This window comes from Streptococcus sp., assembly GCF_041802885.1.
GTDB lineage: Bacteria > Bacillota > Bacilli > Lactobacillales > Streptococcaceae > Streptococcus.
Map to the genome: position 1 here is coordinate 12140 of NZ_JBHCHN010000059.1, position 18573 is coordinate 30712.

Below are 18573 nucleotides of genomic sequence, written 5' to 3' on the forward strand. Positions count from 1 at the left end.
AAGCTCGGGTACAAACAGTTCCCCAAACTGTTTGTATCCACCCGGACTGTGCCTCGCTTTCTTGTTTCTAGGCTCGGGATAAAACAGTCCCCGGGACTGTTTTATTTTTCCAAGTGCCAGATGTCTTCATTGTACTGTTCGATGGTGCGGTCAGATGAGAAGAATCCTGCTTTAGCGATGTTAACCACGACTTTTTCCAACCAGCTATTGCGTTCTTCATAGTCAGTCAGCATCCGCTCTTTTGTAACAATGTAGTCTTCCAAATCAAGAAGGGTCATGAAATGATCATTATGTTTGAGATTATCCTGCAAACGCCAGAGACGTTCATCAATTCCCCCAGCATGACGCACCACATCACTGGTGATAAAATCAACTAAGGGGCGAATGCTGTCACGCTCATAAAAGCTGTATGGATGATATGTGCCATCTGCATAATGATTAATGACAGTCTGGCTATCTTCACCAAAAATGTAGATATTCTCATCGCCAACCAACTCATGAATCTCCACATTGGCTCCATCATCTGTACCGATAGTCAAGGCACCATTGAGCATGAATTTCATATTACCAGTTCCAGATGCCTCTTTTGATGCCAGAGAAATCTGTTCAGAAATGTCCGCTGCTGGAATGATAAAGCTTGCCTCGGTGACATTGTAGTTCTCAATCATGACAACTTGCAAATGTGGACTCACTTCTGGATCATTCTTGATAACCTGCGACAAGACCAGAATCAAGTGAATGATATCTTGGGCAATGGTGTAGGCTGGTGCCGCTTTACCACCAAAGAAAACAGTTAATGGGCGGGCAGGAATATTTCCAGCCTTGATATCCAGATACTTATGAATGACATAAAGGACATTCATCTGTTGACGCTTGTATTCATGCAGACGCTTGATTTGTACATCAAAGATAGAATCTGGATTGACCTCCACACCTTGGTTTTTCAAGATATGTCGCTGCAATTTTCGTTTGTTATGCTGTTTGATTTCTTCTAAATGATCTTTGAAATCCTTGTTATCCTTAAAGTTCAAAATTTGTTCCAACTCGGAAGCATCGTGATGATAGCCATGCCCAATCAACTCATCCAAATAGTGTGCCAAACTTGGATTGGCATGCATGAGCCAGCGACGGAAGGTAATTCCGTTGGTCTTGTTATTGAATTTTTTCAGGATAAAGATCGTAGAAAGGCTTGAGCTCAGATGACTTTAAGATTTCTGTATGCAGGGCCGCCACACCATTGATGGAGTATCCATAATGGATATCCATGTGGGCCATGTGAACTCGGCCATTTCTGTCAATAATATTGACAGATTCATCATCTTTCACTGCTTTTGCCCGCCGGTCCAATTCCTCGATAAAAGGTACCAAATGCGGCACAACTTTATTCAAGAAATCAAGTGGCCATTTTTCCAGTGCTTCTGCCAAGATGGTATGGTTGGTGTAAGCAGTCATATTTTTGACAATCTCAACTGCTTCGTCAAAGGAAATGCCACGCAATTCCAAAAGACGAATCAATTCTGGAATGACCAGAGATGGATGAGTATCATTGATCTGAACCACAGCATAATCAGCTAAATCATGGAGATTTGACCCCTTGGCAATGGCCTCATCAATCAACAGCTGAGCCGCGTTTGAAACCATGAAATACTGTTGGAAGATACGTAAAATTTTACCTTGGTCATTGGAATCATCTGGATAAAGGAAAAGGGTCAGATTGCGGAAGATGTCTTCCTTATCAAAGTCAATTCCATCATCAATGATGTTATCATCCACAGAAGCCAAATCAAACAAACGCAGGCGGTTTTTACGCTCTGTCTTATAACCAGGCACATCAATATCGTATAGTTTTGAAGTGAGGGTAAAATTAGCAAACGGCACCTTATAGGAAATTGGTGACTCTGTTAACCAAGACCGAGGTGTAATCCATTCATTAGGAACAGCTGACTGTTGATGATAACGAAAAATTTGTCGGAAAAGACCAAAATGATAATTAAGGCCTACCCCATCACCATTAAGACCAAGGCTGGCAATTGAATCCAAGAAACAAGCTGCCAGACGCCCCAGCCCCCCGTTACCGAGAGATGGCTCCATCTCCACATCTTCAATCGCCAACAAATCCTTACCAGCCGCTTGCAATTGAGTTTTGACCTCGTCATAAATTCCAAGGTTAATCAGATTATTTGACAGAAGTTTACCAATTAAAAATTCAGCAGAAATGTAATATACTTTTTTCTTCTGTTCATTGGTATATTGTGCCTCACTGCGGTGCTTGGATAGGGTAAGCAGGGCATAGTAAAGTTCTTGATCAGAACAATCTTCAATGCGCTTAGCATACATGGCCTGCACAAAATTTTGCAAGTTAATCATGGCGAAATCTCCTGGTGCTTTAAAAATTCATTTTTGTGTTTTACGAACACTAACCTCACTATTATACCTTATTTTATAGAATTAAGAAACTATTTCGAAAATGAAAACGTTCTTGGATTCTCTATGTTCGTTTTTTCTGGAAATTTTCAGAAAGTTAGTCCGAGATCAGGGTTTCGAGACCCACTTTCATCATATCTGTGAAGGTATTCTGACGTTCTTCAGCAGTTGTGTCCTCTTCTGGGTTGACCAAACTATCTGAGATGGTCATGATAGCCAGGGTTTGAACGCCAAACTTAGCTCCCAAATAGTAAAGGGCAGCTGCTTCCATCTCCACTGCTTTTACTCCAAGCTGACCCAGCTCCAAGTTACGGCTGAAGAGTTTCGGAGAATAGAAACTATCCGATGACAAGACGTTTCCAACATGGGTTGTCAGGTTCAGATCTTTTGCGATATGGTAGGCCTTGTCCAGAAGATCAAAGTCAGCAATCTGTGGTAAATCGTATTCAGGCCAGTCAATGTTAATCATCTTAGAGTTGGTGGCTGCTGCCTGGGCCAAAACTAGTTCGCGGACATGAACATCCTTGTTGAGAGATCCTGCTGTTCCGACACGGATCAGTTTTTTCACACCATATTCGTTAATCAGTTCATGGGCATAGATGGAGATAGAGGGCATGCCCATACCTGTTCCCATGACAGAAACACGGTGGCCCTTATAGGTCCCAGTGTAACCAAACATGTTGCGGACTTCGTTGAAGCAGACCGCATCTTCAAGGAAATTTTCTGCAATAAATTTAGCACGTAAGGGATCACCTGGAAGCAAGATTTTGTCGGCGATATCGCCAGGTTTAGCAGAAATATGAATTGACATTATTTGTTACCTTTCTTTTTAAAATCTGATAAAAGGAAAGTTCAAGCTCAAATGAGAAGAACTTGAACAACTTCACTTTGTATTAGTTTACAACTCCGCTAAGATAGCCTTAATGAGGCCTTTGAAGTTGCCCTTGATTTGTTGGGTGACTTCGACCACTTCTTCGTGATTGAGTTCGGACTGGAAACCAGCCGCAAAGTTGGTAATGGCTGAAATACCCAAGACCTTGAGACCAGAATGGGCTGCTACAATGACTTCTGGCACGGTTGACATCCCAACAGCGTGGGCTCCCATGGTTTGGAAGGCACGGATTTCAGCAGGAGTTTCATAGGTCGGACCTGTCACACCCAGATAGACACCGTCATCCAGCTTGATGCCCATTTTTTCAGCAATAGCATGAGCTTTTTCACGGTATGCCTTGGTATAGGCATTGGACATATCTGGGAAACGAGGGCCAAATTCGTCCAAGTTTTCACCAATCAGTGGATTTTGACCAGTCAGATTGATGTGGTCTGTAATAGCCATCAGGGTACCTGGACCGTAGCCGATACCACCCGCAGCGTTGGTGACAATGACACCTTGACAGCCCAGAGCCTTCATGACACGGACTGGGAAAGTCACGACTTCCATTGGATTTCCTTCATAGAAGTGGAAACGTCCTTGAAGAGCCAAGACCTTGCGTCCTGCCAAGTCTCCATAAACCAGCTTTCCTGCATGGCCAACAACGGTTGATTGGCCCCAGTTTGGAATATCGGCATAGTCGATGACAATGGCATTTTCCACTTCTTCTGCCAATTCACCCAGGCCTGATCCTAAAATCAGACCAAACTCAGGTTCAGTCAAACCTTTTTCAACCAAAAAGTCTTTTGTTTCAATAATTTTTTCTAGTAGAGACATAGTTTAAGATATTAAGGCCGTAGCCCGTATTCAGTTAAGCGAATGTTTTCTTCTGCTTAATTGAACATTCCTTTCTAAAAATTTAATAATATTGTTCATTTTTCCAATAAGGCTGCTTGAACCTTTTTTGGCAACTTGCTAACCACGAGTTGGTAGGAGCTTGTAATGAGTGAGGCTAGCATTTCTTTACCAATCTCACCCGAAGTCAAATCAATGGAATTCCAATGAACTTTATTGGTGTAATAACCTGGTCGGATAGCTTGATAGCTTACCCTCAGTTCTTCATTGACCTCGGGTAAATTTTTCAAAGTGATAAAACTTTCTCCCCCAGACTTTGCTGACAGCAGACCAAAATACTTGCCTGCAATATCAAAATAGTAACAATCCCAATCTTCACGATAATAAACTTGAGCACCTGCTAGTTTATTCCCCTGAGCTATACAAAATTCAACCATTTCTTCCACTGACATAGTAGCCTCCTTACAAATACTCCGACCAGTCATATTCTGGCATTTTTTCTTGGATAATTTCAAGTGGTCGGCAGAGAAAAGCTGCATCTTCTCTCTCAACAATGGGGCGATTGAGCAAGGCTGAATTGTCAACCATCATCTGAAGTAGGTCTTCTTCGGAATGCTGGGAAACTTCTTCTGGCGACAGTCTGATTAGGGCAGAAGGCTGAGCCTCCATTTTAGCCAGAAGGCGCTCTATGTCTAATCTCGAAAGGGGATTTTCCAGATAATTGACCCAGTCAACTTCTAGGTCTTTTCCGGCTAATAGCACTTGTAATTTCTTACATTTGCTGCAAGCAGGGTTGAAATACACTATCAGTTTTTCCATGTCTATACCAAACTCTGTAGGAATGATTCCCCAATCATAGCCTTGTCAACTCCGAAGTTCTCAGCGATAGTGGCTGAAATATCGGCAAAGTGACCGATTGGCAAGGTGCCATTGCCTGTGAAGGATGGACTGTAGGCCAAGAGAGGCACATATTCACGAGTGTGGTCTGTTCCGGCATAGGTTGGGTCATTACCATGGTCAGCAGTGATGAGGAGTAAATCATCTTCCTTCATGGCTGCCAAGATTTCAGGCAGGCGAGCGTCAAACTCCTGCAAACAATCCCGATAACCAGCAGGATTGCGGCGGTGGCCATAAACCGCATCAAAATCCACTAGGTTGGTGAAAGAGAATCCTTTCTCAAATTCTGGCAGTTTGATGGTTTCCAACAAGACATCCACACCGTGCATGTTGGACTTGGTATGACCCATGTCATTGGTGATGCCTGAACCGTTGAAGATGTCACTGATCTTACCAACGGAGTAGGTTGGCACACCTGCTTCCGCCAGCTTGTTAAGGACGGTATCCTCAAATGGTGAAACGGCATAGTCATGACGGTTGGCAGTCCGTGAGAAGTTTCCTGGTTCACCCACATAAGGGCGGGCGATGATACGACCAAGCAGTGCTGGCCGTTCCAAGGTGATGGAACGGGCATATTCACAGATACGGTAGAGTTCGTCCAGTGGGATAATGTCTTCGTGGGCTGCAATCTGCAAGACAGGGTCTGCGGATGTGTAGACAATCAGCTCACCGGTCTCCATTTGGCGAGGGCCAAAGTCGTCAATCACAGCTGTTCCTGAGTACGGCTTATTGGCTTCACGGATGATTTTACGGCCTGAAAATTCTTCGATTTTGGTCAAAATCTCTTCTGGAAAGCCATCCCAGAAGGTGTCGAAAGGCTCTGTAATGTTGAGTCCCATGATTTCCCAGTGACCTGTCATGGTATCCTTACCCAGAGAGACTTCCTCCAGTTTGGTGACATAGCCTGTCGGGTTGGACTCAGCAGGAACGGTCTTGAGGGGAACTTCCCGAGGAATATTTCCCAGACCCAACTTGGCCATATTGGGAACTTCAAGACCTACTGTTTTTGAGATGTGTCCCAAGGTATCTGAGGCCCCATCTGGTACTGCAGCATTGACAAAGTCATTGGCATCTGGCGCCGCACCGATTCCGACAGAATCTAGCACTACCAAATGAATACGATTATATGTTGACATAGTCATCTCCTTTTTAGATTTAGTTTAATCTAAACTCATTATACCACAATTTCGAATCCGAATGTTCGGTTTTTGTATTCGATTTCATAAAAAATTTCATAACAAAAAAACCATCCAAATTTGACTTTGGATAGTTTGTTTCATTAGTGTTTTCCGACTTGGATACGGTTGAGGGCACGTTGCAAGGCAATCCGCGCACGGCGCTCCATATCCGCATTGTGGGTACTATGAGCTTCTTCCATTTCCCGTTCTGCTCGAAGTTTAGCCCGTTCAGCCCGACTGACATCAATATCGCGCTCACGTTCCGCAGAATCAGAGATAATGGTAATGAGGTCCTTGGAAATTTCGATGATTCCGCCATTGACGGCAATCCAGTCCACATGGTTTTCATCGTCAACACGACGGACCTTAATTTCTCCTATTTCGAGAACAGCAATCAGGTCGATATGGCCTGGATAAATCCCCAGTTCACCTTCAGTCGTTTTGACTAGGATAAAGGCTGCGTGGTGGTCATAACGGATACCATCAGGAGTTACGATTTGAACAGTCATTTGCTCCATACTACACCTCTAGAATCCCATTTTCACAGCTTTGGCCACCACATCTTCAATTGAACCTACATTTCGGAAGGCATCTTCAGGTAATTTATCATGTTTACCAGCCAGAATTTCCTTAAAGCCTTTGACAGTTTCTGCAACTGGAACATAAGAACCTGGTAGACCGGTGAACTGCTCCGCAACGTTAAAGTTTTGTGAAAGGAAAAACTGAATCCGACGCGCACGGCCAACCAAAGTTTTTTCCTCATCGGACAACTCATCCATCCCCAAGATAGCGATGATGTCCTGTAATTCTTGGTACCTCTGAAGGACACGTTTCACTTCCATGGCTACTTCATAGTGTTCTTCACCTACAATCTCAGGAGCCAAAGCTCGTGAACTTGAAGCCAATGGATCTACCGCTGGATAAATCCCCAGTTGAGTGAGCTTACGTTCCAAGTTTGTTGTGGAATCCAAGTGGGCAAAGGCTGTTGCTGGAGCTGGGTCAGTATAGTCATCGGCAGGTACATAGATAGCCTGGATGGAGGTAACAGAACCCTTCTTAGTAGAAGTAATCCGCTCCTGCAACTGTCCCATTTCCGTGGCCAGAGTCGGTTGGTAACCAACTGCCGATGGCATCCGTCCCAAAAGGGCAGACACTTCCGAACCTGCCTGAGTGAAACGGAAGATATTGTCGATAAAGAGCAAGACATCCTGACCCTCTACATCACGGAAATATTCGGCTAGGGTCAAACCAGTTAGTGCTACTCGCATCCGGGCACCTGGTGGCTCATTCATCTGACCGAAGACCATGGCAGTTTTTTCAATAACGCCTGATTCCTTCATTTCCCAGTAAAGGTCATTTCCTTCACGGGTCCGCTCACCAACCCCGGTAAAGACTGAAATCCCGCCGTGCTCTTGAGCGATATTGTGAATCAATTCCTGAATCAGGACGGTTTTTCCAACCCCGGCACCGCCAAAGAGTCCAACCTTTCCTCCCTTCAGATAAGGAGCCAGCAAATCAATGACCTTGATTCCTGTTTCTAAAATCTCTGTGGAGGTAGACAATTCATCAAAGGTAGGGGCCTTCTTATGGATTGGCTCGCGCTGTGCTTCTTCTGCAAAAGGTTCTTCCAAGTCAATGGTGTCCCCCAAAACATTGAAAACGCGGCCCAGGGTTTCTTTTCCGACCGGCACAGAAATTGGTCGGCCAGTGTCCAGAACTTCCATTCCTCGCGTCAAACCATCTGTTGATTCCATGGCAATGGTGCGGACAATCCCATGACCCAGTTCCAAAGCGACTTCAAGCACAACTTTTTGTTTTGATTGGTCGTTTTTATAGACAACGAGTGCATTGTTAATCTCAGGAAGCTTGTCGTCCACTGCGAATGCGACATCCACAACGGGTCCGACAACCTGAGTGATTTTGCCTGAACTCATCTCTTCTCCTCTCTCAAGATGATCAATCGATAGCTGCTAAAGCCTGATTGACATCCATTTTCTTAATCCAGGGCAGAGGCACCAGCCACAATCTCAGTGATTTCCTGAGTGATAGCAGCCTGGCGGGCTCTGTTGTATTGGATTGTTAAATCTGCAATGACGTTTTTGGCATTGTCAGTTGCTGTCTGCATGGCGGTCATACCAGCCGCGCTTTCAGCTGTTTTTGCATCTAGAATCGCCCCATAAATCATGGACTCTGCATATTGAGGAAGCAGCTGCTCCAAAATAGCATCACGACTGGGCTCCATCTCAAAACTTGCTGTATATCCGTCCACCTCATTGTGATCCAAATCTTCAATCGGTAGCATCTGTTGCACACGAACTTGACTGGTCAAACTGTTGATATGGTGGTTATAACAGACATAGAGTTCGTCGAAAATTTCATTTTTATACATTTCAACGGATTTTGAAATAATCTTTTGAACCTCATCGAAACTAGGATGATCAGCAATACCTCTCAATTCAAAGATGGGTGCCATCCCTCGATTACGGAAAAAATCTGCTCCCATACCGCCAATAGCAATAATTTCGTACTCATCCTTGCTGTCATGGTCTTGGTCAATCATGCCCATAACGGCCTTGAGGATGGTGGAATTGTAGGCACCTTTTAGCCCACTATCCGATGTAATGACAATATAACCTGTCTTTTTAACCTCTCGGCGAATCAACATGGGGTTGGTGGCACCGTCATTCATGAGTTCACTGCGCAGCAGGTCTGTCGTTACCTGACGGACCTTTCTGGCATAGATTTCAAATGATTTGGCGGCCTGTTCTGACTTGGCTAATTTAGCCGCAGAAACCATGTGCATGGCACCTGTGATTTGACTGGTTTTCTTGGTCGATGCAATTTTGTTTTTGATTTCATTTAGAGAACCTGCCATATCCTACTCCTCTATTTGTAAACAGACTGGTTTTTAAATTCTTGAATCGCAGCATCCAAGACTTCCGTATCTGGCAAATCCTTTGTGGTGCGAATCACATCCAGCAAAGAATCATGATTGAGGTCAAAGTAGGCGTAGAGATCCTCTTCGAAAGCAAGGATATCCTTAATGGGCACAGAATCTAAGAAACCATTGGTCAACGCATACAAAATCAAGACCTGTTTTTCAACTGGCAATGGCTTGTGTAGAGGCTGTTTGAGCACTTCTACTGTCCGACGGCCACGATTGAGTTTAGCCTGGGTAGCTGCATCCAAATCCGAACCGAACTGGGTGAAGGCTTCCAACTCACGATAGGAGGCCAAATCAATACGAAGCGTACCTGCCACCTTTTTCATAGCCTTGATTTGGGCAGAACCACCTACCCGCGATACAGATGATCCCGCATCAATAGCTGGACGAATCCCTGAGTTGAAAAGATCATCTTTCAGGAAGATTTGTCCATCTGTAATGGAAATTACGTTGGTTGCGATATAGGCTGAGATATCACCTGCCTGAGTTTCAATAAAGGGCAGGGCTGTAATGGAGCCACCGCCTAGCTCATCAGAAACCTTGGCAGATCGTTCCAGCAGGCGTGAGTGGAGATAGAAAACATCCCCTGGATAGGCTTCACGGCCTGGTGGACGTCGTAACAAAAGAGAAAGTTCACGATAGGCTACCGCTTGCTTAGATAAATCATCGTAGACAATCAGAACATGCTTGCCTTCATACATGAACTCTTCTGCCATTGCGACACCAGCATAAGGGGCCAAAAAGAGCAGAGGAGAAGGCTGGGAGGCCGAAGCCGTCACTACGATGGTGTAGTCCAAAGCCCCATATTGGCGGAGGGTTTCCACCTGGGTCCGGACAGTTGATTCCTTCTGACCAATGGCCACATAAATACAAATCATATCTTGGCCTTTTTGGTTGAGAATGGCATCGATAGCCACTGAGGTCTTCCCTGTCTGACGGTCCCCGATAATCAATTCCCGCTGGCCACGGCCGATGGGCACAAGAGCATCAATAGCCTTGAGCCCTGTTTGCAGGGGCTGATTAACAGACTTCCGCTGCATCACACCTGGAGCAGGATATTCAATCGGACGAGTCTTGTTAGTGTGGATTTCTCCCAGACCATCCACTGGTTGGCCAAGGGGGTTGATGACACGACCAATCAAGGCAGACCCAACTGGAACTTCCATGATTTTGCCTGTCCGACGGACGACCGAACCTTCACGAATATCTGAGAATTGTCCTAAGATAATGATACCGACATCAGTGGTTTCCAAGTTTTGAGCCATACCGATGGTCCCATTTTCGAAGACAAGGAGTTCACCACTCATGGCATTGTCCAATCCTTGCGCACGCGCAATCCCATCCCCGATATAGGTCACGACCCCAGTTTCCGTGTAGTCAAAATCCGGCTGAAAGTCGTCAATTTGTTGTTTTAGTAAAGCGCTAATTTCTTGTGTATTGATGACCAAAAGAACACCACTTTCTATTTTATAGCTTTTTTCTAATGTCTCCTAATTGTGCACGGACACTAGTATCAATCACTCGATGGTTAACATTTACGATAAAACCACCCAGCAATTCTTTATCAATTTCTTCAATAACATTGTGCACTTTGACCGAAAAACGTTCCTCAACGATAGCAGTTAAACGCTGTTTTTGCTCTTCTGTCAAGGCTTGGAAAGAGGTCACCACCATGTCATATTCGTTTTTGCTCTTGCTGATTTTTAAGAGAATATCTTCCAAAGTTGGCAGGAGCAGGTCATAGTTTTCATCCTGAATCAGCGTTTCAATCAAATCGTTAATAAAGCGATAGGATGACTGACGCAGATTACGAACAAAACCTGCCTTATCCTCGCTAGAAACAGTTGGAGAACTGAGAATTCGATTCAGCTTGGTTTCATTAATAATCGAAACCATGCGCTGAATCTCATCATAAATGGCCCAGATATCATCACGATATGCGATGTTTTCTACGAATTGATAAGCATATTGGTGCACAATGGTTGCTTCTTTTACACCCATTATTTTTCTCCTAATCTATCAATATAGCGATCGATTAAGGCACTGTGGGCCGCTTGATCCAAATCCTCTAAAATAATTTTTCCTGCCAAATCAACCGCCAAGCTTGCCACTTGAACCTTTAATTGTTCCTGGGCTTCGCGTTTTTCAGCAGCAATTTCGAGTTTAGCCTTATCTTTCAATGCTTGTGCTTCTACATCAGCCTGGTCAACAATATGTTTTTTCTCAACCTTGGCTCTAGCAACAGCATCTTGAATAATTTTCTTGCCTTCCATCCGACTTTGCTCCAGCTCAACCTGGCGTTGTTTGACCAGGGCAGCTGCAGCCTGATTTTTTTCCTCAGCGGCGTCAATTTCTCCAGCAATTTTTTCTGCACGTTGTTCAAAAATTCCTGTCAAATTTTTCCAAGCAAAAACGCGGATGAGGATAATCAGGGTCAAAAAGGATGCTGTGACCAGAATGAAATTTCCAAGTATGGTCGCACTTGTACTCAATACTGTAATCATGAATAATCTTTTCCTTTCCTCTTAGTGTCCGCCACTGATTTTCTTATTTAGATACATGGAGACCAGCATGACAAATACATAGCCTTGCAAGCAGGAAATAAAGACTGAAAAGGCAGTCCATACAACGTTGAGCAAGAAGGCTATTGGATAGGCAAAGGCACTAGCTTGGGCCAATTTTAGCAAGAGGCCAACCAGCACTTCACCCGCATAGATGTTCCCATAGAGACGCAAACCAAGCGATGCCAAGTTTGTCACTTCCTCTAGGATGTTCATCGGAGTCATGGCAAGTGGCGTTACAAAGGCTTTCAGGTATGCTCCAAAGCCACAGCGACGTACCCCTTCTATATGGACAAAGATAGTCGCAATAGCCGCCAGACCAAGGTCATAGGCCATATTGGCAGTTGGCGATGTCCAAAGGTTGTAACCTTCTGGTGTTTCAATTTTGGTCATCAGTCCTAGATTATTGGCAACAACCAAAAATGTGAAAGCTACAAAAAAGAACAGACTGTAACGCTTAGACTCTTCATCTCCCAAGTTTCCCTTGGTAAAACTTATCGTCAATTCATAGACATATTCCAAGACATTTTGTTTTCCGGTAGGTTTGAGCTGCATCTTGCGACTTGCCCAAAAGACCAGAAGAAAAATAATGGAAATCGTGATAGCGGAGACCAATACCATGGTCAAATCAAAGGTAACTGGACCAAGGTTTAGGGTTGGATTTACACTTTCTTCCAAAGAAGCTTCCCCCTTTTCTATATTCTACCGATGGTCATTAACCACGGAACAAGAAAGTCATGGCCAAAGTTACAAAGAAGGTACCTTCAATGAAGGCAACGCCCAAAAACACACCCGACATCAATTTACTCTGCAATTCAGGTTGGCGAGCTGTTCCGTTTAGGTAGGCAGCTACTAAGATTCCTTCACCAATACTGACACCCAAAGTTGCGAGTCCTAATGCCAATGCTGACAAATCCATAATGATTCTCCTTTTAAAAATTTATACTTTGTAAGCATACTCCTAAAAAATGCTTTTGTCAAGAAAATACAAGTCTTTTAAACGTTTTCAAAAAACAAACTGAAAATAGAAAAAAGGTCTATTTCAACCTTTCTTCCTATTTATATGTTATCTTCCAAGTGAGTGACTTCTTCTGCAAACAATTTGGCCATTTCTTCAAGGCGGAGAGTTTCTGTATCAATAGTGATGGCATGGTTGGCAATCTTATCTGTATCTGCGAAGAATTCGATATGATTGGCTAGGTTCAAGAGCTTCACTGGCGCATCTCCTCCATATTCCCCATCTAGGTTGAGTAAGAGACGATCTGTGCTGCCTTCTGCTGCCTCGATACTCAGTTTTTTCGTCTTAAGATATTCCACATGCTTGTGTTCAATATGCTTGCCTCCATCTAAGACGAGGCGAAGCAAGTGAAGGATTTCAAAAAGATTGCCTGTTTTGACCATGATGAGTGTAAATTTACCATCATCTAATTTGGCATCTGGAACGATTTGTTCAAAACCACCAATTGAATTGGTCAAAGCCACAAATATCATGGAAACCTTTCCTTCAAATACGCCCTTATCATGCTTGACCCGGACCGGTCTAAACTTAACCTGTGGCAGGAGTTCCGCCCCCTTGACCACATAAGCTAGATAACCAAAGGTCGTCTTGAGCTGGCTCGGCACACTATAAGTCAGCTCCGTCAGGGTACCCGCTGCGGCGATATTGATAAAGTAGCTTTGGACATCCTTTCCATCTTTTTTGGTTTTGGCCAAGCCAATATCCATGAGGATGGTTTGGTTCTTACCAATCAACTTGGCAGCCTCAACAGGATTACCTCGCGGAACCTTGAGGGCTCTGGCATAGTCATTGGTGGTTCCTGTTGGGATGATGGCCATTTTTGGTCGGCGTTTGAGCGGAGCAATACCATTGACCACTTCGTTGATGGTCCCATCACCACCAGCTGCTATCACCAAATCAAAACCAGCCTTTGCTGCTCTGGCAGCCTCATTTTTGGCAGAATCCTTGGCAGGTGTGGTTTGGAAAGCGGAAGTTTCATAACCAAATCCTTCCAGAATGTTCAAGACTTCTGCTACATTTTTTTTCATGATTTCCTGACCAGAGGTCGGATTGTAAATCAATCGAGCACGTTTTCTTTTTTCCATCATCATTCTTTACAGACTTTCTAACCAGGCCTCATCCTTGACTTCGATGCCAAGTTCCTGAGCCTTGGTCAATTTACTGCCGGCATCACTGCCAGCTACTACTAGGTTCGTTTTCTTTGAAACAGAGCCAGCAACATTGGCACCTAGACTTTCTAGTTTGGCTTTGGCTTCACTTCGTTTTAATCGCTCCAACTTCCCTGTCAAAACGACTGTCATCCCAGAGAGCAAACCACCTTCAACCGCAACTTGACCTGTGTAGACCAAATTGACCCCTGCGCTTTTTAGCTCAGATAAGAGCTCTTGAACTCCTTGGTTAGCAAAATAGGATACGAGGGATTTGGCAATGACCTGACCCAGTCCTTCAATTTGGGCTATGTCTTCTGCACTAGCCCTAGCCAAATTTTCTAGACTGACAAATTTCTCCAAAAGAATCTTACTGGCCTTGCTGCCGACATGACGGATACCTAAGCCGAAAAGCAGTTTTTCAGCAGAGTTTTCCTTGGAAGCCTGAATGGCTTGATAAAGTTTAGCTGCTGATTTTTCCTTAAAGCCTTCCAGGTTCAAAAGATCACCAACAGTGAGCCGATAGATATCTGCCACATCCTTGACCAAACCAGTCTTGAACAGTTTTTCAACAATAGAAGTTCCCAATCCAGCAATATTCATAGCATCGCGGCTAGCAAAATGTTCCAGCCGGTTCATGATTTGCGACGGGCAATGAGGATTGATACAGCGTAGGGCAACTTCATCCTCATAGTGCATCAGGGGGCTAGCACAAGAGGGACAATTGACTGGAATAGGCATGACCTCTTGCTGGTCACGCTTTTCTTCTACCACCCGCAAAACCGCTGGAATGATATCCCCTGCCTTATAAACGATAACCGTATCGCCGATGCGGATATCTTTTTCAGCAATATAGTCCACATTGTGGAGGGTAGCCCTGCTGACAGTGGTCCCTGCCAGCTGGACGGGAGTCAGGTTAGCTGTGGGGGTAACGACCCCTGTCCGGCCTACAGTCCAGTCTACAGACAGGATTTCAGCCTCTTTTTCTTCAGCCGGAAACTTATAGGCAACGGCCCAGCGAGGGGCCTTGATAGTGAAGCCAAGTTCCTCTTGGATAGCCAAGTCATTGACCTTGATGACAATACCATCAATTTCGTAGGGAAGTTCGTTGCGCTTGGCAGCGATACTCTCTATGAAATTCCAGACCTCTGAAATAGAATCTGCTAACGCATAATCATGATTGGTGGTAAAACCAAGTCTATCCAGCTCAGCCAAAACCTGGGATTGACTACTAGCATCCGTTGGGCTAGCCTCTTGATAGAGGAAAGTGGAGAGACCCCGCTGGGCCACAACTCCTGTATCCAACTGTCGCAAGGTCCCAGCAGCAGCATTTCGTGGATTGGCAAACTCAGCCTCTCCTTTCTCCTGCCGCTCTAGGTTGACACGTTCAAAGGAGGCCTTAGGCATATAGCACTCTCCTCGAACAGTGATATCCAGGGGCTCAGGCAAGGTAAGGGGAATGTCCTTGACCCGCTTGAGGTTTTCCGTGATATTCTCACCGACATTCCCGTCTCCCCGTGTCGCTCCGATGATTAGACAACCGGCTTCATAGGTCAGAGAAATAGAGAGTCCATCGATTTTGAGTTCACAAATGTAGGTCGCATGAGGAAATTCCTTGCGTACCCGCTCATCAAAGGTTTGCAATTCCTCCAGAGAAAAGGCATCCTGCAAACTATAGAGGGGGTAGATATGAGTATATTTCTCAAAACCATCCAAAATCTTTCCGCCGACCCGGTGAGTCGGGCTATTGGGCAAGATGAGCTCTGGGTGGGCAGTTTCTAAATCAACTAGTTCTCGATACAGTCTGTCATAATCTACATCAGAAACGCTAGGACTGTCCAAGCGGTAATATTCATCAGCATAGCGATTCAGCAATTCAACGAGTTCGTTTATTCTTGTCTTCATAGTCCTATTATATCACGATTTCTTAAAGTTTTATGAAATGAAAGAACTGCATTTTGATGAAAAATACCAAGCAAATCCGAGAATTTTTTGCCTAGAAAAGGTATAATGGATAAAATAAGATTTTTGGAGGCTTTTATGGCAATTACCTATAAAAAAGAAGATGATTTGGAAAAAATCTTGGAGGAATTTGCATCCTTTGACAAATTGGAGGAAATTGAATTTCCAGATCCTAAGTCTAAACCAGCCAGTGAAACTGAAGAAGTGAATTAAGATGACAGACCTTTTTCAACAACTTCCCACTTCTGTCTTGCAGATGGGGGCCATCTTTTTGTCCATCATGATTGAAGCCCTGCCCTTTGTTCTAATTGGGTCTATCATTTCAGGCTTCATCGATGTCTATATCACCCCTGATAGGGTCCATGCCTTTCTTCCGCAAAACAAGATTCTCCGGATTCTTTTTGGAACTTTTGTTGGTTTTATTTTCCCCTCATGTGAGTGTGGGATTGTCCCCATTGTCAACCGCTTTTTGGAAAAAAAAGTGCCTACCTACACAGCCGTTCCTTTCCTGGCAACAGCCCCCATCATCAATCCCATCGTCCTTTTTGCTACCTACACCGCCTTTGGCAATTCGGTGCGCTTTGCCCTTTTCCGGGCCCTCGGTTCGATTTTGGTGGCTCTTGTTCTGGGAATTTTCTGGGGCTTTGTGGCTAAGGAACCCATTCTCAAGAAGGATGGTAAAAAAGACCACAGTCATGACTTCTCAGATAAGAAAGGGTGGGTCAAGGTTGGTTATGCTCTGATTCAAGCCATTGACGAATTCTTTGACATGGGGCGGTACCTGGTTTTTGGCTGTCTCTTTGCCAGCTTCGTCCAGGTCTATGTCCCAACCTATGTCTTGACTCGCATCGGTCACAATTCTCTAACGGCTATCCTGCTCATGATGGTTCTGGCCTTCCTGCTCTCCCTCTGCTCGGAAGCAGATGCCTTCATCGGGGCCTCCTTGCTAGCCAGCTTTGGTTTTGCTCCAGTCATGGCCTTTCTCATCATCGGTCCTATGATTGATATCAAAAACCTTCTCATGATGAAGAACCATTTTACCAACAAATTCATCCTGCAATTCATCAGCTTGATTACGCTGGTGATTTTGGCTTATAGTTTGATGATTGGAGGTTTTTAGATGCTTCGATTTTTAATCTTAGTCGGCTACTTTGAGATGACCATGTACCTCTATGTGACCGGCAAATTGGACCAGTATATCAATCTCCACTATTCCTATCTAGCCTTTCTTTCCATGTTTTTGACCTTTGTACTAGCCATCGTGCAGCTCATCGTTTGGATGAAAGAAATGAAGGTACACAGCCACTTGCGAACCAAGACAGCCCAGTTCACAAGCCTGGCCCTACTCTTGATTCCTCTTGGAGTTGCCTGGCTTTTTCCGACCGTCAGCTTGGATGCGACAACGGTGGCCGCAAAGGGATATCACTTTCCTCTGGCTGCGGAGGTGGATGATCAGACCCAGCAGCAAGAAGGCACCAGCGTCCAGTATCTCAAACCCGATAGTTCGACCTACTTTACCAAATCTGCCTATCAAAAAGAGATGCGTAAAGTAGCTGACCAATATTTAGATAAGGACCTGATTCAAATCACTGCAGACAACTACATGGCTGTCATGGAAGTCATCTATGATTACCCAGATGAGTTTGTCGGGAAAACAGTGGAGATGACAGGTTTTGTCTACAATGACCCTGACAATCCCAACCAGCAATTTCTTTTTCGTTTTGGAATTATCCACTGTATCGCGGACTCTGGTGTTTATGGTCTCTTGACCACTGGGCAAAGCCAGCATTTTGCCAATGATACCTGGGTCAAGGCTCGTGGGACTATCAAAATAATTTATCACAATTCCTTGGAACAATCCCTCCCCAGTCTGGAATTAACAGACTTAATCCAAATCCAAAAACCTGCGAATCCTTACGTTTATAGGGTATTTTAGCTTTTGGCTCGAAAAAGTTAATTTTTCAGAATATTTATGCTATAATACAAGAAGATTAGAACAGATTGGAAAGTAAACTATGTCATCACCTGTCTTATTTACCATTTTTGGTGCCAGTGGAGACCTGGCCAAGCGTAAGCTCTATCCTTCCCTTTTTAGACTATATAAGGCTGGTCATCTGGCTGAAAACTTTGCAGTTATCGGGACAGCACGCCGCCCTTGGACCAAGGAGTTCTTTGAATCAACGGTTATCGAATCCCTGGGAAATCTTCCTGACAATGCGCGTCAGGCCCATGAATTTGCCAGCCACTTCTACTACCAGAGCCACGATGTTAATGACACCGAGCACTATGTTGCCTTGCGAAATCTGCAACAAGAATTGGGTCAGCGCTACAAGACTGAAAACAACAAGGTTTTCTTCCTGTCAATGGCTCCTGAATTTTTCGGCACCATTGCCAAACATCTCAAATCTGAAAATATCGTGGATGGCACTGGTTTTGAACGGTTGATTATTGAAAAACCCTTTGGTACTAGTCTAGAAACAGCTGAAAAGCTCAATCAAGAACTGTCCCAAACCTTTGAAGAAGACCAGATTTACCGTATTGACCACTACTTAGGCAAGGAAATGGTCCAAAATATTTTTGCTGTCCGCTTTGCCAATATCATTTTTGAACATATTTGGAACCGAGATTTCATTGACAATATTCAAATCAGCTTTGCAGAATCCATCGGGGTTGAGGATCGGGGTGGTTACTATGATCACTCTGGTGCCCTTAAGG

General features: G+C 44.4%; 18 protein-coding genes and 2 pseudogenes. 4 read left to right on the forward strand and 16 right to left on the reverse strand.

All coding sequences use genetic code 11. The features are described from left to right. Window positions 1-101: 101 nt before the first annotated feature. The 16 genes and pseudogenes from glgP to ligA form a co-directional block, all read right to left on the reverse strand. Window positions 102-2367: pseudogene (glgP, locus tag ACEYCN_RS07630) on the reverse strand (glycogen/starch/alpha-glucan family phosphorylase). Between the two features lie 154 nt (window positions 2368-2521). Continuing rightward, entirely contained in the window at window positions 2522-3235 is a 714-nt protein-coding gene (gene deoD, locus ACEYCN_RS07635) for a purine-nucleoside phosphorylase (RefSeq protein WP_373713695.1), read from the reverse strand. 87 nt (window positions 3236-3322) lie between these two features. Continuing rightward, window positions 3323-4132, reverse strand: coding sequence for a purine-nucleoside phosphorylase (locus ACEYCN_RS07640; RefSeq protein ID WP_273450527.1), 810 nt, complete (start codon window positions 4130-4132; stop codon window positions 3323-3325). A 95-nt stretch (window positions 4133-4227) separates the two neighbouring features. Beyond that, window positions 4228-4602: an MmcQ/YjbR family DNA-binding protein gene (locus ACEYCN_RS07645; RefSeq protein WP_273450526.1), complete on the reverse strand. Its 375-nt coding sequence runs from the start codon at window positions 4600-4602 to the stop codon at window positions 4228-4230. Window positions 4603-4612: 10 nt separating this feature from the next. Beyond that, window positions 4613-4969 (reverse strand): arsenate reductase family protein, encoded by a 357-nt coding sequence (locus ACEYCN_RS07650; RefSeq protein WP_373713696.1) that lies wholly within the window; start codon window positions 4967-4969, stop codon window positions 4613-4615. Window positions 4970-4971: 2 nt separating this feature from the next. After that, window positions 4972-6183 (reverse strand): phosphopentomutase, encoded by a 1212-nt coding sequence (locus ACEYCN_RS07655; RefSeq protein WP_373713697.1) that lies wholly within the window; start codon window positions 6181-6183, stop codon window positions 4972-4974. 143 nt (window positions 6184-6326) lie between these two features. After that, window positions 6327-6743, reverse strand: coding sequence for a F0F1 ATP synthase subunit epsilon (locus ACEYCN_RS07660; protein ID WP_373713698.1), 417 nt, complete (start codon window positions 6741-6743; stop codon window positions 6327-6329). A 9-nt stretch (window positions 6744-6752) separates the two neighbouring features. Continuing rightward, window positions 6753-8159, reverse strand: a complete 1407-nt coding sequence (gene atpD / locus ACEYCN_RS07665; protein WP_373713699.1) for a F0F1 ATP synthase subunit beta — start codon at window positions 8157-8159, stop codon at window positions 6753-6755. 62 nt (window positions 8160-8221) lie between these two features. Beyond that, entirely contained in the window at window positions 8222-9100 is an 879-nt protein-coding gene (locus ACEYCN_RS07670) for a F0F1 ATP synthase subunit gamma (protein WP_373713700.1), read from the reverse strand. 11 nt (window positions 9101-9111) lie between these two features. Next, window positions 9112-10617: a F0F1 ATP synthase subunit alpha gene (gene atpA / locus ACEYCN_RS07675; RefSeq protein WP_373713701.1), complete on the reverse strand. Its 1506-nt coding sequence runs from the start codon at window positions 10615-10617 to the stop codon at window positions 9112-9114. Between the two features lie 19 nt (window positions 10618-10636). After that, window positions 10637-11170, reverse strand: coding sequence for a F0F1 ATP synthase subunit delta (locus ACEYCN_RS07680; protein WP_373713702.1), 534 nt, complete (start codon window positions 11168-11170; stop codon window positions 10637-10639). Then, window positions 11170-11673: a F0F1 ATP synthase subunit B gene (gene atpF / locus ACEYCN_RS07685; RefSeq protein WP_373713703.1), complete on the reverse strand. Its 504-nt coding sequence runs from the start codon at window positions 11671-11673 to the stop codon at window positions 11170-11172. Before atpF ends, ACEYCN_RS07680 begins: the two co-directional genes overlap by 1 nt. Before the next feature lie 21 nt (window positions 11674-11694). Continuing rightward, window positions 11695-12408, reverse strand: a complete 714-nt coding sequence (gene atpB / locus ACEYCN_RS07690; RefSeq protein WP_373713704.1) for a F0F1 ATP synthase subunit A — start codon at window positions 12406-12408, stop codon at window positions 11695-11697. A 37-nt stretch (window positions 12409-12445) separates the two neighbouring features. Beyond that, window positions 12446-12649, reverse strand: coding sequence for a F0F1 ATP synthase subunit C (locus ACEYCN_RS07695; protein WP_093651070.1), 204 nt, complete (start codon window positions 12647-12649; stop codon window positions 12446-12448). Window positions 12650-12789: 140 nt separating this feature from the next. Next, the gene (locus tag ACEYCN_RS07700) at window positions 12790-13836 is read right to left on the reverse strand and encodes a diacylglycerol kinase family lipid kinase (RefSeq protein WP_373713705.1); all 1047 of its coding nucleotides are present in this window, start codon (window positions 13834-13836) and stop codon (window positions 12790-12792) included. A 6-nt stretch (window positions 13837-13842) separates the two neighbouring features. Next, window positions 13843-15801 carry an NAD-dependent DNA ligase LigA gene (ligA, locus tag ACEYCN_RS07705; RefSeq protein ID WP_373713706.1) on the reverse strand — a complete coding sequence of 653 codons (1959 nt, stop codon included), beginning with the start codon at window positions 15799-15801 and terminating at the stop codon, window positions 13843-13845. A 135-nt stretch (window positions 15802-15936) separates the two neighbouring features. On the opposite strand from ligA, the gene ACEYCN_RS07710 reads away from it, so the two are divergent. The 4 genes and pseudogenes from ACEYCN_RS07710 to ACEYCN_RS07725 form a co-directional block, all read left to right on the forward strand. Further along, window positions 15937-16071: an SPJ_0845 family protein gene (locus tag ACEYCN_RS07710; protein WP_373713707.1), complete on the forward strand. Its 135-nt coding sequence runs from the start codon at window positions 15937-15939 to the stop codon at window positions 16069-16071. A 1-nt stretch (window position 16072) separates the two neighbouring features. Beyond that, window positions 16073-16978 carry a permease gene (locus tag ACEYCN_RS07715; RefSeq protein WP_373713708.1) on the forward strand — a complete coding sequence of 302 codons (906 nt, stop codon included), beginning with the start codon at window positions 16073-16075 and terminating at the stop codon, window positions 16976-16978. Then, window positions 16979-17794: a TIGR03943 family protein gene (locus ACEYCN_RS07720; protein ID WP_373713709.1), complete on the forward strand. Its 816-nt coding sequence runs from the start codon at window positions 16979-16981 to the stop codon at window positions 17792-17794. Between the two features lie 79 nt (window positions 17795-17873). After that, window positions 17874-18573, forward strand: a pseudogene (locus ACEYCN_RS07725) (glucose-6-phosphate dehydrogenase); the annotation flags it as partial.

Coding starts and splice junctions, on each gene's coding strand:
- ACEYCN_RS07640 (WP_273450527.1), bottom strand. CDS start 4,132: ATGTCTCTACTAGAAAAAATTATTGAAACAAAAGACTTTTTGGTTGAA.
- ligA (WP_373713706.1), bottom strand. CDS start 15,801: ATGAAGACAAGAATAAACGAACTCGTTGAATTGCTGAATCGCTATGCT.
- ACEYCN_RS07680 (WP_373713702.1), bottom strand. CDS start 11,170: ATGGGTGTAAAAGAAGCAACCATTGTGCACCAATATGCTTATCAATTC.
- atpF (WP_373713703.1), bottom strand. CDS start 11,673: ATGATTACAGTATTGAGTACAAGTGCGACCATACTTGGAAATTTCATT.
- ACEYCN_RS07650 (WP_373713696.1), bottom strand. CDS start 4,969: ATGGAAAAACTGATAGTGTATTTCAACCCTGCTTGCAGCAAATGTAAG.
- ACEYCN_RS07645 (WP_273450526.1), bottom strand. CDS start 4,602: ATGTCAGTGGAAGAAATGGTTGAATTTTGTATAGCTCAGGGGAATAAA.
- atpD (WP_373713699.1), bottom strand. CDS start 8,159: ATGAGTTCAGGCAAAATCACTCAGGTTGTCGGACCCGTTGTGGATGTC.
- deoD (WP_373713695.1), bottom strand. CDS start 3,235: ATGTCAATTCATATTTCTGCTAAACCTGGCGATATCGCCGACAAAATC.
- ACEYCN_RS07660 (WP_373713698.1), bottom strand. CDS start 6,743: ATGGAGCAAATGACTGTTCAAATCGTAACTCCTGATGGTATCCGTTAT.
- ACEYCN_RS07710 (WP_373713707.1), top strand. CDS start 15,937: ATGGCAATTACCTATAAAAAAGAAGATGATTTGGAAAAAATCTTGGAG.
- ACEYCN_RS07695 (WP_093651070.1), bottom strand. CDS start 12,649: ATGGATTTGTCAGCATTGGCATTAGGACTCGCAACTTTGGGTGTCAGT.
- ACEYCN_RS07670 (WP_373713700.1), bottom strand. CDS start 9,100: ATGGCAGGTTCTCTAAATGAAATCAAAAACAAAATTGCATCGACCAAG.
- ACEYCN_RS07700 (WP_373713705.1), bottom strand. CDS start 13,836: ATGATGGAAAAAAGAAAACGTGCTCGATTGATTTACAATCCGACCTCT.
- ACEYCN_RS07715 (WP_373713708.1), top strand. CDS start 16,073: ATGACAGACCTTTTTCAACAACTTCCCACTTCTGTCTTGCAGATGGGG.
- ACEYCN_RS07720 (WP_373713709.1), top strand. CDS start 16,979: ATGCTTCGATTTTTAATCTTAGTCGGCTACTTTGAGATGACCATGTAC.
- ACEYCN_RS07655 (WP_373713697.1), bottom strand. CDS start 6,183: ATGTCAACATATAATCGTATTCATTTGGTAGTGCTAGATTCTGTCGGA.